The sequence below is a fragment of the Streptococcus sp. 1F3 genome (assembly GCF_054968985.1).
Window position 1 is genome coordinate 1 of record NZ_JBUEQR010000028.1, and the last position, 14,608, is coordinate 14,608.

16 protein-coding genes are annotated in these 14,608 nt (G+C 40.3%); all 16 read right to left on the reverse strand.

The genetic code is table 11. The annotated features are described in order from the left end of the window. Positions 1–264 precede the first annotated feature (264 nt). Complete coding sequence (locus ACVPON_RS01790) at positions 265–1,380, reverse strand: FRG domain-containing protein (protein ID WP_462875581.1); 1,116 nt, start codon at positions 1,378–1,380, stop codon at positions 265–267. Then, complete coding sequence (locus ACVPON_RS01795) at positions 1,373–1,963, reverse strand: ImmA/IrrE family metallo-endopeptidase (RefSeq protein WP_462875583.1); 591 nt, start codon at positions 1,961–1,963, stop codon at positions 1,373–1,375. Before ACVPON_RS01795 ends, ACVPON_RS01790 begins: the two co-directional genes overlap by 8 nt. A gap of 125 nt (positions 1,964–2,088) precedes the next feature. Continuing rightward, positions 2,089–2,832 (reverse strand): PlySs2 family phage lysin, encoded by a 744-nt coding sequence (locus tag ACVPON_RS01800; RefSeq protein ID WP_462875585.1) that lies wholly within the window; start codon positions 2,830–2,832, stop codon positions 2,089–2,091. A gap of 115 nt (positions 2,833–2,947) precedes the next feature. Continuing rightward, complete coding sequence (locus ACVPON_RS01805; RefSeq protein WP_462875587.1) at positions 2,948–3,397, reverse strand: phage holin family protein; 450 nt, start codon at positions 3,395–3,397, stop codon at positions 2,948–2,950. Between the two features lie 3 nt (positions 3,398–3,400). Beyond that, positions 3,401–4,489: a G5 domain-containing protein gene (locus tag ACVPON_RS01810; protein ID WP_462875589.1), complete on the reverse strand. Its 1,089-nt coding sequence runs from the start codon at positions 4,487–4,489 to the stop codon at positions 3,401–3,403. Between the two features lie 169 nt (positions 4,490–4,658). Next, the gene (locus ACVPON_RS01815; protein WP_462875591.1) at positions 4,659–5,078 is read right to left on the reverse strand and encodes a hypothetical protein; all 420 of its coding nucleotides are present in this window, start codon (positions 5,076–5,078) and stop codon (positions 4,659–4,661) included. Position 5,079: 1 nt separating this feature from the next. After that, complete coding sequence (locus ACVPON_RS01820) at positions 5,080–5,517, reverse strand: DUF1617 family protein (RefSeq protein ID WP_462875593.1); 438 nt, start codon at positions 5,515–5,517, stop codon at positions 5,080–5,082. Between the two features lie 11 nt (positions 5,518–5,528). Then, a complete protein-coding gene (locus tag ACVPON_RS01825) occupies positions 5,529–8,513 on the reverse strand; it encodes a gp58-like family protein (RefSeq protein WP_462875595.1) in 2,985 nt (994 codons plus the stop codon). A 12-nt stretch (positions 8,514–8,525) separates the two neighbouring features. Further along, positions 8,526–8,876 carry a DUF6711 family protein gene (locus ACVPON_RS01830; protein ID WP_462875597.1) on the reverse strand — a complete coding sequence of 117 codons (351 nt, stop codon included), beginning with the start codon at positions 8,874–8,876 and terminating at the stop codon, positions 8,526–8,528. Between the two features lie 8 nt (positions 8,877–8,884). Further along, positions 8,885–11,911, reverse strand: a complete 3,027-nt coding sequence (locus tag ACVPON_RS01835) for a hypothetical protein (protein ID WP_462875599.1) — start codon at positions 11,909–11,911, stop codon at positions 8,885–8,887. Between the two features lie 20 nt (positions 11,912–11,931). After that, complete coding sequence (locus ACVPON_RS01840) at positions 11,932–12,300, reverse strand: hypothetical protein (protein WP_462875601.1); 369 nt, start codon at positions 12,298–12,300, stop codon at positions 11,932–11,934. A 17-nt stretch (positions 12,301–12,317) separates the two neighbouring features. Next, entirely contained in the window at positions 12,318–12,695 is a 378-nt protein-coding gene (locus ACVPON_RS01845) for a DUF6096 family protein (protein ID WP_462875603.1), read from the reverse strand. Positions 12,696–12,707: 12 nt separating this feature from the next. After that, positions 12,708–13,124 (reverse strand): phage tail tube protein, encoded by a 417-nt coding sequence (locus ACVPON_RS01850; RefSeq protein ID WP_462875605.1) that lies wholly within the window; start codon positions 13,122–13,124, stop codon positions 12,708–12,710. A 3-nt stretch (positions 13,125–13,127) separates the two neighbouring features. Continuing rightward, complete coding sequence (locus ACVPON_RS01855; RefSeq protein ID WP_462875607.1) at positions 13,128–13,496, reverse strand: hypothetical protein; 369 nt, start codon at positions 13,494–13,496, stop codon at positions 13,128–13,130. Beyond that, positions 13,493–14,008 (reverse strand): HK97-gp10 family putative phage morphogenesis protein, encoded by a 516-nt coding sequence (locus ACVPON_RS01860; RefSeq protein ID WP_462875609.1) that lies wholly within the window; start codon positions 14,006–14,008, stop codon positions 13,493–13,495. The genes ACVPON_RS01855 and ACVPON_RS01860 overlap by 4 nt, the downstream gene beginning before the upstream one ends. 267 nt (positions 14,009–14,275) lie before the next feature. After that, positions 14,276–14,605 (reverse strand): phage head-tail connector protein, encoded by a 330-nt coding sequence (locus ACVPON_RS01865; RefSeq protein WP_462875611.1) that lies wholly within the window; start codon positions 14,603–14,605, stop codon positions 14,276–14,278. Between the last annotated feature and the right edge of the window lie 3 nt (positions 14,606–14,608).

Genomic DNA, 14,608 nt, shown 5'->3' on the forward strand with positions numbered 1-14,608 from the left:
TTGAAAACTTTAAAAAACGCATTTTGATTGCTTTAAACGTAAAGAAAGAGAGAACGAAGTTCGTCCTCTCTAGGTGTTAGCTTTTCATCTACCCACTACAGTTGACAAAGAGCCATGATTTTCACCTCCTGCTTGTTAATTCGAAAAAAACCAGTCAAAAAAGACTGGTGCAGGAGATTATGAAAAATTTTAGGAGTGGATATAGTATAGCAAATGGGAGATAGAGAAACATCAGTCTTGGGGCGGATATTTTTAGGACTCTGACTAAGTATCTAATTCTAAAGTTTTACGAGTAGTAGCTTCGTATTGTTGAGCCAAATATTGAATCTTACGTTCAAAATCTGGAAATAAATCCTCTTCGAAATAATGATACTCCTTTAGTTTCTTAATCAATTCTTTACAAATATTCCTTATGCATTCTAATATTTCATAATCTGAATTGGATAATTTTTTCTCTAGTTCCTGTTTATACTCTTCTAATTCCGTATATTTAGTTTGAGTTATACTAAGAAGCTCTTCAATGCGTTCTATGTCTTCTTGTAAAGATTTTTTGTGAAAACATTCGTCATACTCTAAAACTATTTTGTAGGTTTTTATCTTTTTTATATCATAACTTTTAATACTATCTATTTTGTCAAAATTTAGAAAGGCACCTTTTTGAGCTATTATACGTTCGTTTACTCTGTCTTTTTTCACTTCAGTAAATAGATGTTTTTCTCTATGTTTCTCGTCATCAATCCTAAAGAAAAATAAGGACGGAGAACGCTTCTTATCAATATGTGACAAACCAGATAGCATAAAAAGCAAGGCAATGTAAGGATTTTTAGTTATATCTAACAAACTGGTCTTTAAGCCGTAGTGTTGTAACAAGGCCAGCTGTTCCTCTCTGTCGTCTATATTATCAGTATTCAAAGGAAAATATGAGATTTTTTCAGGAAATTCATTAGCTACTCTTTTATATAAATACTCAAATCTCTTCCTGTAGTCATTTTGTACATTTTTTCTCAAAATACCAGGAAGCAATGGGTAGTCATGAGATTGCCCGCGAAAATAATTACACGAATCCTGAAAAGAATCAGAGGTAAAGAATTGGATCAATTCCTTATAAAGATAGAAAAGTTGCCAATTTCCACCATTGTACATATTTTCACTCTTTAATTTCTTATTACAATCTTCGATAAATTCTTTTAATTTTTTAGATGTTTCGCCATTTTTTGATTCAATTTCCAAATTGAGTATTTTATAGAATCTGTAATCCTTCTCTTCCTCTGTTTTTCTTCTGGCTACATAGCGTATTTTTATTATCACTTCTTCGAAATATTTACTTGCATCATATTCTTTATTAACTTTGTTATAAAAATCATCGTTGCTATTATGCATCAACAAACACCTGCAAATTATCTAATCTATATCTAAAAGATTGTTCAGAAACATTCATAATACCTGCTCCTATTTCGATTATTTTATCTACATCTCCGTTATCGAAATTTTGATCTCTTGTATATCCTAGATTATCTATAACTTTACCAACAACCTGCTGCACTAATTTACGCGGCATAAGCAAAGTCGCTGCAAACTTATTTGCCGAAACTTCATTCATTCTAGATATAACATCTTTATACCTAGAGCTGTCCTCATCCCTATAATGAACTGTACCTTGGTGCTCTAAAATAATGTGTCCTATTTCATGTGCTATGGTAAATCTCTGCCTAACCTCCGGATCCCATATATTAACACAGATTTTTTTATCCGCCCCTTGCTTAGCTTCCCCAGAATATTCTAAATCTTTATATTCGATTTCAATACCACATCGTTTCGCTACCTCGACCACATCAATGGATAGATTTTCCGTAGAGAGATTTTCTATCACTTCTCTTTTATCTTTGAATTTTTCTAAGAAAGTTTCGTCATATAAATTTCTATATAATAACATTATACTCACTTCCTTTTTGATATTTTTCATACAAAGTATATCACATTATATACCTTTTGGATACAAAAACACTCAATATTCGTAATTTTTCTGAAAAATACTGTTAAGTTTTGTTTACAAAAAAACCGCCCAAAAACTGGACGGGTGTTGCTGTATTATTTAAAAGTTCCCCAAGCAGATCCGAAACGTTCACCGTTTTGGGTTGTACCTGTGGCGACGTAGTTACGTTTTCCACTTGCCCCGATGTACGAAATCCAGACGAAGCCATTCAAGTCAATGATAACTAGGTCATACTTGATTGTTTGACCTTTAGTATATTGAGCTACGATTTCGCCTGATGTGTTAGGGGCTCTGCGTACGTTGATTGCATCAACGGCAACAGTCATCGTCCCGCTTTCCGCATACTGACGAGCTACTCCATTTGGGACTGCACTCCGGACTTCTCCTACGTTTCCTGGAGGTGTGATGTAATGAGCCACATTTTGCTTGTACGCTGAAGCACTGTAGTAGTTACGTGCTGGGTAACGCTTGCCAGCGTAATTTTGCTCAAGCACCGTCAATTGATCCCCATTGACTGCCTCAATAACCACAACGTGACCGTAGATGTTGTCTGCGGTTGGTTTTGTAGTAACAATTTGACCTACTTTGAATGGTCCAGAAATTGACGCGCTCCAGCCGTTCGCAGACCAGTTGTAAGATGTGCCGATGTTTGTGGCTTTAATAGTATCACCTATAGCACCACTGACATAGCCAACGCCAGCACCTAATCCAACTGTCGCGTCTGGACTAATCATTCGCTCATAGTAACTAGCTAAAGCGTAACATTCTCCGTTTCCAACGGGCTGGCCAGAACCAACTAGGGCTCCAACATTATTTAGAGCTTGACTTACTGTTGTCATTATTTTTTCCTCCTATTCAATTCTAAAAACGGGCTAAGCACGAAAACGATGTAGCCCGCAGGTAATAGAATCATCATTACAAGTATTCGCTTCATCGCTTTCATGATAGCCTCCTTTAGTCGTATTTTTCGTCAGACTGGATAGCTGTATTTGGTAATTTTGTACGGCTATCAATCAACGTCTGCACAATTTTTGTATTTTCCTTTTTCATTTGGTTGATATATGGTCGTAAGAAATCTGGGAAACCAATGCCGATAGCTTCCCAATTTTCGATGACGGACCCTAAATAATTGAAGATAAAGAACATGCACCAGGCAATACCAATAGTTCGTACGCCCAACGCACGAGCATACATCGCTACTACTAGAATGACCACGAAAACCAACGCATGTCGCAATAGACCTAGCGTGCCAGTCTTGCTATCAAAGCGCTTCAGTTTGAATGCTTTGATATAGCCTGTAACAATATCCAAAAGCATAAGCCAAAAGAAAAAATGAATATAGGGGCTTGTCATTAGCCCCCGCAAATGGATAAGTAGTTCACTAAAAATCAAATCTTGTAACATAGCTTACCCCCTCTCTTTCCACTCAAAGCGGTTAAATTCTAGAGGGAGCTCTTTCTCAACTGTGCGGGCTAAGCCAACGTGATTCTGTCCTGTATCTTCCCACGACAAGTCAGAAATAGCTACTTTGCGAATCTGAACAGATTCTAGCTCAATACTAGCGTTTGTGCGGAAATGATAATAGATTGCACTATACAATTTATCGACAGTTACGACAAAACTGTATTCAGTCATTGCATCTGAAATATCTGAAAACTCCTGCGTCTGATTTAGGCTTTCGAAGCCAAATTTGATATTTGTTACAGCATCGCTAGTCTTGCGAGCTTTAATACTAATTTCATAGTTTCCGGCTTCAACACCTTCAAGTGTTGAATAAGCAACTGAGCCGTGTAATTCTCCATTTTCAGAGCTTAGAAGTTGTTTTTCATCGCTGAGCTCTCTCGTCATATTGACAGAATAATCAAAGAAACTAGACTGTGCTAGATTATCCCCTTTTGAAACATTCGCATAAGCTGTATGTTCATGTAGTTTTGTACCCTTACGAACAATTCGCTTGACAGGCTCTTTCACGATTTCTTTAGAAATCAATTCATTACCTTTCCAGACATGTCGTTCTAAGCCATTTTCGCCCTCTTGCTCGACGACCTCCTCGCCAACGAAGAGATTGTTATCTTCAATGATTTCTTCGTCAAAATCAACGGTGACTTCTATGATTTCTTCAGCTTTAGGGTCTACCTTGCCAAAACTTGATTTGGTCACTTCAATTGTGACAGTATTCTTGCTTGGAAAGATATAACCTCCACAATAAACTTCAACGAAATAAGTATCTGCTTCTAACGTTTCTGTGATCGTAAACTCAACTTTTCCGTCGACAACTGTTGCTATTGTTTCGTAAACTACTTTGATTGCTCCGTTCTCTGGCTCTTTGACTAGAGCAATCTTTGCTTCTTTTCCGTCTAGAACTGGAATTTTTTCTTTGTGCTCATCTCGCAGTTCGTAGACAAAGTTAGACGAATAATCGTTTTGTTTAATGACCTTTCCGCCCTCGACTTGAACAAGACTAGTGCTATTTTTTGTTGCTTTTTGTTGTTTCATCTGCTTTTCTCCTCAATTAGTTGTCTACAAACCTGTTTCTGCCAGTTTCACCAATTCTTGAACTCGTTTACGAAATCGCTTTGGTACTTGTTCCAACGTAATCCAACCTTCCAAAATCTCCATAGCATAAAAATTGACCATCATAATTTTTCCTCTTTCTGTAATATTTTTAATTGTTTTGAATAGCTTCTTCATGTTCAGCTTCATCAATCTGTTCCTCCTCATCGCCACCACTCTTGAAGAGCATTGAGAGAGCTTCGTTCAATGTAAGAGACACAGTCCGAACCATTCCCTTGACCTGCTCTACCGCAGCCTTTGCTTCCTCCGCTGCATCTTGTGAACTTTTAGCTGCTCGGTTTGCTTCATTGATTTTGTCATTCAACAACTGATCAGAGAAGTCTTTGACATACTTCAACGTGAACCAATCGACAGCTAACTTGATAAGTTCTGCTTCTGAAGCGTTCGTGTGATCTCCATCAAGTAGTGCAGTAAATAGAACAGTCTCACGTTCATCTGCTTCCTTGACACCAACTAAGGTCTTACCTGTAGTTGAATCAAAAGAAGCGGAAGAATATAGTCTTAGTGCCATACTATCCCTCCTTTTCGAATTTTCGGACTTCGTATTGCTCTAGTAGATTATCCACTAGCTCAATTTCCGCAAGAGTTAAATCACCGTCGTAATTTGATAAAAACTCTAGAAAGTCAATATAGCGCTTCGAATACTCGCCACCCTTAATAACGACTTCCTCATCTCGCAATTCATCCAGAAGCCCGTTAACCTCCTGCATTTTGCCCGAATCAATCATGATGAGATTTCCTGTATCGTCACGCTTGAATGCACCGTTTTCCGTAACCTCGACATACTCTTTCAAGATGTCCGTTTCGTCTTGTAGGTACTCATTCAACTTATTTGCTGCATGAGCGGACAGCTTAGCCCGTCCACGATTCGCCTTCATGTTCCGGACTTCTACTTTCTCAAGAATTGTCATGAGAGTTGTTAAATCTTTGTTCTTTAATGTTAATTGCATGTTTTTCTCCTTTAAAATTTTCTCGGTAAACTGTAACTATACGCAGCAGCAGTTTCTTTGTTGTTGTGCAATAATTCCAAGTTATCAATGATGCTATTCAGAATTTCACGTAGCCATCTGTAGGTATTGTTGTTATACCACAATTTAACGTCTCCTACTTCGATATAGGACGGTCGGCGATGTTCTGATTTGTATGGGCGCATATTAGGAGTTCCCACCGTAGTTACTACCCAACCTGCGGGGGCATCTGTATAAGCTGCATGCACCAGATTCAGTTGATCCCCAACCAAGTCGATTTCATCAACCGTTTGACCACTTGGTCTGCCGTTCCAAATTCGTACGCCTACAAATCCTCCATCGTCCGTACTTTCACTGCCATAACGATTGGAACCAATCACGGTAACCCCTACCTGACCTTTTCCTACATAATTTCCCGTCGCGAATTTCACAAATTGCGTCGGATAGCCGGAAAGTACTCGACGAATAGCCGGGCTATCTGTATTGAAATTCAAAGCACCCGTATTCAGATTGAAAGTCGTTGCCCCATTTAAGGCAGACAGCAAGCCACCTTTGATTCGTGTTGCACTCAGATCCACCGCTTGAACCGCTGTGATAAATGCGCGCTTCGAAACCAGATTGCTAATAAGGGCATCACTTGCAACCAGTTTGTTAATTAGCGCAGTATCAACTCTCAGCTTATCAGCGGTAATCGCATTTGACTGGATCATATGAGAGGTAATTGAGTTTGCAATCAAAATACCTGCGCGAACACTGTTTACATCCAGCTTATCTGCTGTAATAGAGCCGTCTACTATCAATTCTGCACCCATTTTCGGCATGATGGATAGATTGCACACCTCCCAAACATCAGAGGACGATACATTCATGTAGAATCTGATACCCGTCACAGTCTTTCCAGCCGTTGATGTGAATTTAGAGGTTAGCTGAAAAGGTGTTTTGCTTGTGTTCGTCAGACTAGATGTATAGCCTGTTCCAACCTTACTACCGTCGTTGTAGAAAACCACGCAATAGAAATGCAGAGGGCCATTTCCTGATATTCTAGTTGCTTCACCAGTGATTAAGAACTCTCTCTCATCAATAGCTAGTGGAGCGTCCATTACATAACCACTTGATGATACGAATACACAGCGATTCTTATACTCGTCACTGACGATATTAGTCTGTTTTGAGGTAATGACTAATTTATCAGTCACCGCTCGAATCGCTTCTGGCTGAACCGTCAAGAGACTAGCAACTGTGTTTCCGTCAAGGACTTTTCCTGCACCAATTTGAACACGACCATTCTCAATTAGCACTTCTGATTTTTTCAGCACATCGCTATTGAGACTTTCGACAGTTTGAGCTATCTTGTCAGCTTCTGTTTCAATCCTGCTAATACGTGCTGAATCTTGCGATAATTTCTCTAATTGAGTACGTATTCCATGAGCGCTCTCTTCCTGCGTTCGCTTATAAGTTTCAAGATCTGTCAAGTTACCTGCTTCATCAAATTTCCCACGTAGTTGTGTGAGTTCATTTCGATACCTGCCCAACTCAGCTGACACAGTTGATTCAAAAGCAGTGCGCCAACCGTCGTGCTCCTCACGCTGACGTGCTAATTGCTGCAGTAAGCTCTGCTGTTGCCCTGCGAGCGTATTTGCCAAGGTGTTCGCTTGACTGGCGTTTTGAGAGGCTTCACCAACAAGCGCATCATATTCTGCAAGCGACTGAGTTAGCGTGTGATAACTTCTTTCAAGTGAAATTCCTAGCTCGCGCTCTACTTCGCTAATCGTTGCACGCTGTTCAGCTAACTTACTTTCGATTTGTGTAGCGAGTTCTAAACGACTTTTTTCAGCATCTGCCTTAGATTGTTCTATACTACTTTCGACATCTTTTCGAAGAGCGTTAAACTTTTCATCGAACTCTCTATCCTTATACTCGATTTGTTGCTGAACCTCTGCTTCTAAATCTGTAGATATTTGCTGAATTTGCTTTGTCAAAAAACCTCTGTAGCTGTACTGTGTATCATTGCCAGCCTTACTATCAGCACTAATCTTAGACTTTAGCCCACCTTTAAATGTAAAAGATTGGCTTAAAACAGGTACTTTGTAAGTTTCATTTTTATTAGTTTTTAGAGTGACCCACTGGCCGACTTCAAGTTTCAGATGGCCCTGCCAATCGAGCGAGTATGGATAATATTTCAGATTCTTCAACTCATCGTACAAATCGTCTAAGATGTTCTGGATCATAAAGCTATTCTCAAGCTCTAAAGATCGACCTGTTCGCAATCCAACTGTCAAGGTTTCCTTGTCTTTTTTACAAGTAATCCCTGCAATCTTATACTCAATTTCACTTTTTGTCAGACCGTGCAAAAAATAGCTATCAGCTGTAATTGTGATATTCGATTCAGTTAGACCTCGAATCTCCAACTTCCCTTTACGATTAAAAAAAGCAGAAAAGCCAAGCAATTGAACCGCTTGACTTAACACTTCTCTGAAAGTTATTTCTTTCTTATCTGGCTTAGCTTGAATATGGTGCTGAATTGCCCGAAAGCCTAGGTTATCCGTTTCCAAGACCACTCCAGTTTTTGCACAAATCTCACGAATAACATCACGAATCTGGGCGGGATAAGCTAAATCTGAAACGTAGGGCTGGTTGAATTTGAACATCCCGTCCATGAGATCCAGTTCAGTTGTATTTCTATTTCGGTCAATGTTAATATCATTGACGAAATATTCCCCCATTGGAACCCATTCATAGCTGTTGTTGACTAGCAGTCCTATTTCTGGATAAATCTTATCCAGTTTTCGAAACATGGTAATAATAGAGGTAAATGTTATCTTTGCAGAACCCGCGACTGTTCCACCTGGCTTAAATGTATCACCGCTGATGTAGCCATAATTAAAACTAGCTTCTTTAATGTTATTCGAGGTATAGTTTCCTGCTCGAATAGCAAACGTTCTATCCCTCGCTAACATCGCTTGATTAAATGTTACCATAGCAATCACCCCCTACCTTTCTATCAAATTAAATTTCAGCCCATTCCAAGGTTTTAGCTTCTCTGTAAATGAATAGGCAGGAGCGCTTCTATCTCCTACATAAAAAGTTTTTGTCGTCTGACCCAACACAGGGTCTGGATAAGATACAGGGAAGAACACAGCCGAAACAGCTGTCTGAATTTGAACCATCTCAGACTGTGTTAACATTCCCCATTCGCACTCTAACTTACGCTTGGTAGTAATTCTATCCCTAACCATGTCCCCGTTAGCATTACGACCAGTCTCTCCGTCTATATCATTGACTGAAACTTGAAAACTTTTAGGAGGTACTACTGTAACTCCGTTGATAACTAAATTACTCATTTTCCCTCCTAAATGTTAAGTAGAAGTTGTCCTGCTTCTTCTTGGGCTTTATTGATCTCATCAATAGTAAATCGTCCAAACTCCCTACTACCAATTTGAACAATAATATCCCCGCCTGGCCAATTCGATGATTGCGATAATCCTCCACCAAGAGCGTTGACCACTGCTCCACCGACAACGCGACCCATGGTCTGTAAGAATCCTGTGTTTTCAAGTGGCATAACGACCTCTTTTCCAGCCTCGCCAATCATGGCAACTGTAGGACTATCTACAATACCACCACGGGCTAAGCGCGGAAGGCTAACCCCACCAATATAGCCTAATGACACTCCTGGAAGCTTATTGATTATGCCTATTACACCATTAATCATATCAACAAAACCATTTACAACATTTTCAATTGTACCTAGAACTGCGTTCACTGCCCCTCTAAATGCACCACCCACAGCCGAACCGACCATTTGACCTGCATCCACAAAGATACCTTTAACAGTATTCCAAACACCACTAAAGAATGATCCGATTGAGCTAAAGGCAGCTTTTACAGCCTCAAATGCTTGCGAGAAAATATTGCCGAACCATTCACCAGTACCTTTAAAGGTGTCAACAATACCATTCCACCAACGCTTGAATTCTTCAATCAGCTTATCAACATCAACTCCCAAAGCCATAAGGATAAGTTTCATAATACCTACGAATAGGTTCTTGATACCTTCCCATGCCTGTTTCCAATTGCCTGTGAAAATACCTGTTAAGAAATCTAACAATCCTGATAACGCCAATGCAACGTTGCCAATAACTTCGGCTATTACTCCAATCGTCTCAATAAGATCAGTTAAGAATACTTCGGCAATAATAGCAAGCAATGGCATCAAAATACTTGCTAAAGATTCCCACTGGGGTTTTAGATGCTGTTCCCATAGTACTTTAAGGATATCGATAATACTGCCTATCGCTTTTCCTATATTCTCAACAGCCGGCGCTATCTTTTCGTCATAGACTTCTGAAAACAGCTTTCCGAAGTTCTCTAACACAGGATTTATGTAGGTGTCATAACCGTCTACTAAGGTACTGATAATATCTGAGATACCGCTCGCAAGAGATTGTATAAACGGCGAAATATGCTCATCATATATTTTTGTGAGGGTATCACCTACTTTGTTTACGTGCTCTTCAAGTGTTTCAAATACAGGAGCAATATTTTCCAGAGAAGTACTGAGAGACTGTCCCAACGCAGGCATATTATCCGTAATAATTTGCTCAAAGCCTTTAAACACATCCCTTGCAAGACTGCTTCCGATTTCAATCATACTGCTACCAGCGCTTAAAAGTGCTGACACAAATGCACTACCTATTCTGACAGCCCCTGACGAGGTAATGACATCGTAGAATGTCCCAGAAATGCTCTCTGCTATATTTCCGACAGCTTGGGCAATATCGCCTGTATTGTCAAAGAGAGTAGTCAGAGCGTGAATAATGCGTTGTTTTTGACGTTCTAAACCATTTGCAATACTTTCTGCAATGAATACGCCCGTTCCTACTGCCACTGTTCCAATAGAACCCGCAACCTGTCCTAATGCATAGGCAATTTTCTCCGCCATTCGACCAAAAGAATTTACAACACGTTCATCTGTTGCGATTTCCCCTAAAGTTTTCTTGATTCTATCGAGAGCTTTTGCAATGCGATCTATTCCTTCGGAACGGAATGCGCTCTTAAATCCTTTAGAGAACAAATCAAATAAGGGCTTTAGTTTCGCTCCCCAACCGTCGAAGATACTTTTGAACTGATTGTTCATATCTTCAAGAGCGATTTCTGGCAAGATATCCGCAGGAGAAGCTCCTCCGCCACCTTTTCCTTTACCTTTGCCTCCGCCACCAGATCCTGCACCACCTCCGTCATCATCTTTGTTGAGATTTAGAGTGGTGATTTCGTCAAAACCTGCTAAGCCGAGTAGTTCTTTTGCAGCTTTCTTAGCCGCCTTTGCGGTATCATCAAGATTGCCAGCAGTGCCACCAGAAGCATCATCTACATCCCCCATAGCATCACCAAGTCCGCCTACTGCATCTTGTGCGTTTTTGGCACTGTCTGCAACTGCTCCCATGGCACCGCCATTTTTTACAGTGGCTTTCTTGTTGAACATTAGACTGATAAACTCAGCAAGTTTTGCAGTCACATTCTTAAGTGCCATAGCTAATGAATTAAGCACAGGCATTATCGCATTTAGAATCGGCAACAGTGCATTACCGATATTCAACGCTGCGTCGCTCAGCAAGGATTTAAATAGACTGATTCGACCATTTACAGATTGCTGTAAGGTATTACCGTACTTAGCTGTGGCCTGCTCCAAGATTGCCATTAGACGAATTTGTTGCTGGGTATTATAATCCAATTTCTGCCATGACTGCCCGTTCGCAAAGCGCTTGAACGCTTCGGTAGATTCAATCATTGCAACGTTGACGTTAATTCCGAGGTCTTCGATTGCTTCGGTATTTCCCAACAATCCTGAGCGAATACGTTCCATAACATCCGTCATCGTTCTTCCAGTACCTTGCGCAATAACTGCAGACGTCTGCAACATCTTACCTGTATATGCACTTAGCTTGTTGGAATCCTTGATGAAGTTCGAGAACAAATTGGAGTAAACAGCTCCGTATTTAGTCGCTTCTCCGACAGACATATTCATAGCATTGGCATTGTTATCAATCCATTTTAAAAAGGCTTGTGAACTTTCGCCCATTTGACGCCTAATCTGGTTCATCGCAGCAGAAACTTCTAGAGCCATTTGCGTTGAGTACATACCTAAGTCAAGCATTTTCTTGCCAATAATGGCAAAACCAGCTATCTTAGCCAATTTGCCAAAAGCAGCACCAATTCCGCTTGTTTGCTTGCTGACGGTATCTTTGATTTTGCTCGTACTTGATTGAACCTTAGATTGAGTTTGTTTTAACTGCCCTTCCATTTCTTTCATCTTTTTCTGAAATGGGGCAATCTCACCTTCAATAATAACTCGAAGCTCCTCTAGTGTAGTCGCCATACTCCCTCCTTTCTATTCATTTACTCGGGAGATTTGAATCTTCCTCTCATACGTTCTGCGAATGCACGCATACGTGCTTTGTGTTCCTCTAGCTCACGATCAGCTTTAAGTTGTTCAGCTTGCTCTCGAACATCGCTGAAAATATCTGGATAAAAGTCCCATACCTCTGGCTCTTTTCCGTCACTCTGAAGCATTAAAGATACATAACTTGCAATCATCTGCGCTTGTTTATATCCGTGCATCGCTTTTAGTTTCTGACTTGAAATAAAATTGCGATTATAGCTTTCTACTAGGTCTTTCAACTCTTGTAACGTATAGTCCCAAAAAGAAAACGGGTCAATCCCCGCATCTAAAGCAGTAGGATAGAACCCGTCAATCAACTCTGCCACTGAACAAGGTTCAGAACCTAATCGACTACTGTCAACGTCGATTCTTTCTTCGTCTCCTTGTTCTTTGGAATAAAACCCGACACTTCAAATAAAGGCATGATGACCTCCGTCATCAACTCTGTTTGCCCATAGCCTTCGTCGATATACTTATCAAATAAATCGTAGACATCGTCTAGTTTCATCCCGTGATGAAATTTTTGTAGTGCCCCATGGATAATCACAAGCATAACCTTTAAAGGGGGTAAATTAAATTGTTCGCCTGGTTTTGGCATGAAGATTTTAAGCAGGTTTACACCTAGCTTTTCCTCTACATCGCAAACTTGCCGTGTGCTAAGACGTAGCTTATATTCTTCATCCTTAACTACCCATGTGGTATAAGGTTTACGTACTGACATTTATTCTCCTCCTTAAAGTGCTACTGGATCGGTAAATTCCAAATCCGATTGCAAAGCCAATTTCAATGTAAACTCGATGGCTGAATTTACGCCACCACCGCCCAACTTAACAGCGATTTGGGCAGAGAAATGCACTTTCGTACCGTCTGGATATTCCTGCTCAAAGTGGCGAGTAGCCTTGGAATCTGCGAGTTTACGCAGTGTTCGGTAACTAGCTTCCGCTTTCGAGTTTTCATACTTAAATTTGTACTCCAACTCGCCGGCGTCGCCGATACCAAATTCATATTGTTTAATGGGATCTGCTAAAGTAGTGTTTTCTACTTTTTCTGGATCGATACCAAGTTCAGGTACTTCTTTCAGACCTTCGAGAATTGCATAATCTGAGCCTTTGGTTTCGCTCATTTTTAGTTTAATTCCATTTGCTAACATGCATTAACCTTCCATTCTATATTGATACACGATTTGCGATTTAAGATCCAAAATACCCTCAAAACGCATAATCTTGTGCCGTAAATGTGTCGGGTCCGGTGTATCTACACTAGAAGTACGCTTCAGACCAAGCGAAGCGAAAATTTCATCAATCGCTACTGCCAAATCCGACGTACTATCATTGTGGAAAATATCCACCTTATACCTCAAATACGACATTTGTTCCTTATCATCAGTAATCTCACGAGGTCTGTTCTCCTCTTCAAGATAGATGATAACTGGGAAATTTTCCCAATCCTGCGGATATGTGTCCGTCACATTGTCCGTGATTTCTTTTAATTTTTTATAAATAATGGGCTTAATATTTATCATTTACTGACCTCTTCGATTAGTTTTCGTTTGACGTAGCGACTGATGTTCGCAACTACTCTTTTTTCGTTATCTTTCAAAGCGGGATAGAGATAGGGTTGAGCAACTTGACCGTACATTTTATAAAACTCACCGTGCTTAGGAAATTTATAAGACCCTACGTCAATTTGCGATTCGTGAACATACCATGGTGTGCTACGATAAGAAACACTGGCATCGGGAGATATGCCAGCATGGTTTGCAGCTCCTTTTGGACCTGTGCCAAACTCAACATAAGCACCATGATCTGATGTACTAACTACTTCTGCTCTAGGAGCTCTATCTGATTTTGCCATGCGAACTTTAATTCCCGGGCGTAAATCATCATTGTTTACGGGCGCTCGTAACTTAGCATCTGCCTGGACCACATTTTTAGCAGCGTTGTGAACAGCCGTACGCGTAATCTCAACCTGCCTCTGACTAGACAGGCGTTGGAGTTTAGCAATCAGATCATCTGCACCAATCAACTGCGACATTGTTCTAACTCCAACAGCTGATGATTGGTATATCGCTTAATAGAAATGACTTTGTGCGTCACATTCTCGCTATCAATGCAGAAGCCGTCTCCCTCGTTGATAACTGTGCTACGTTCCACTAAGCAATTAAGAATATATGCTAAACGTTGGCCGTATATTTCTGCCTGCATTTTCCCGCTCGCTGGCCATATCTCAGCCCGTATTTTTGTTGTAGTATCGCTATATACCGCTTTTTTTATACCCTCATTGCTAGTCACTACAGCCGCCTTACGAATCATATATGATTTCATCCGATTCCGCTTCAAACGCACGACCAGACACCCTTGCGAGCCTATGACTTCTGATTCCGTTTAAAACTGTTTCAGATAGCCCGTCCTTGTAGGACACAGACACGCCCCCTTCACTTCGTGATAACTCTCCCTCGCTCCCTTGGCGATTATACAATTCAAGCGCGATTTCCAATTGTAAACCTTCAAGCGTCGGGGTTAAAACAGTACGATTCGTTTCAGTCAAAATGATGTTTTTAGCCCTAGAAAGCAAAGACAAGAGAATTTTTAAATCACTCTCGCCTGTTAACATTTTTAAATCATCAAGCATGTA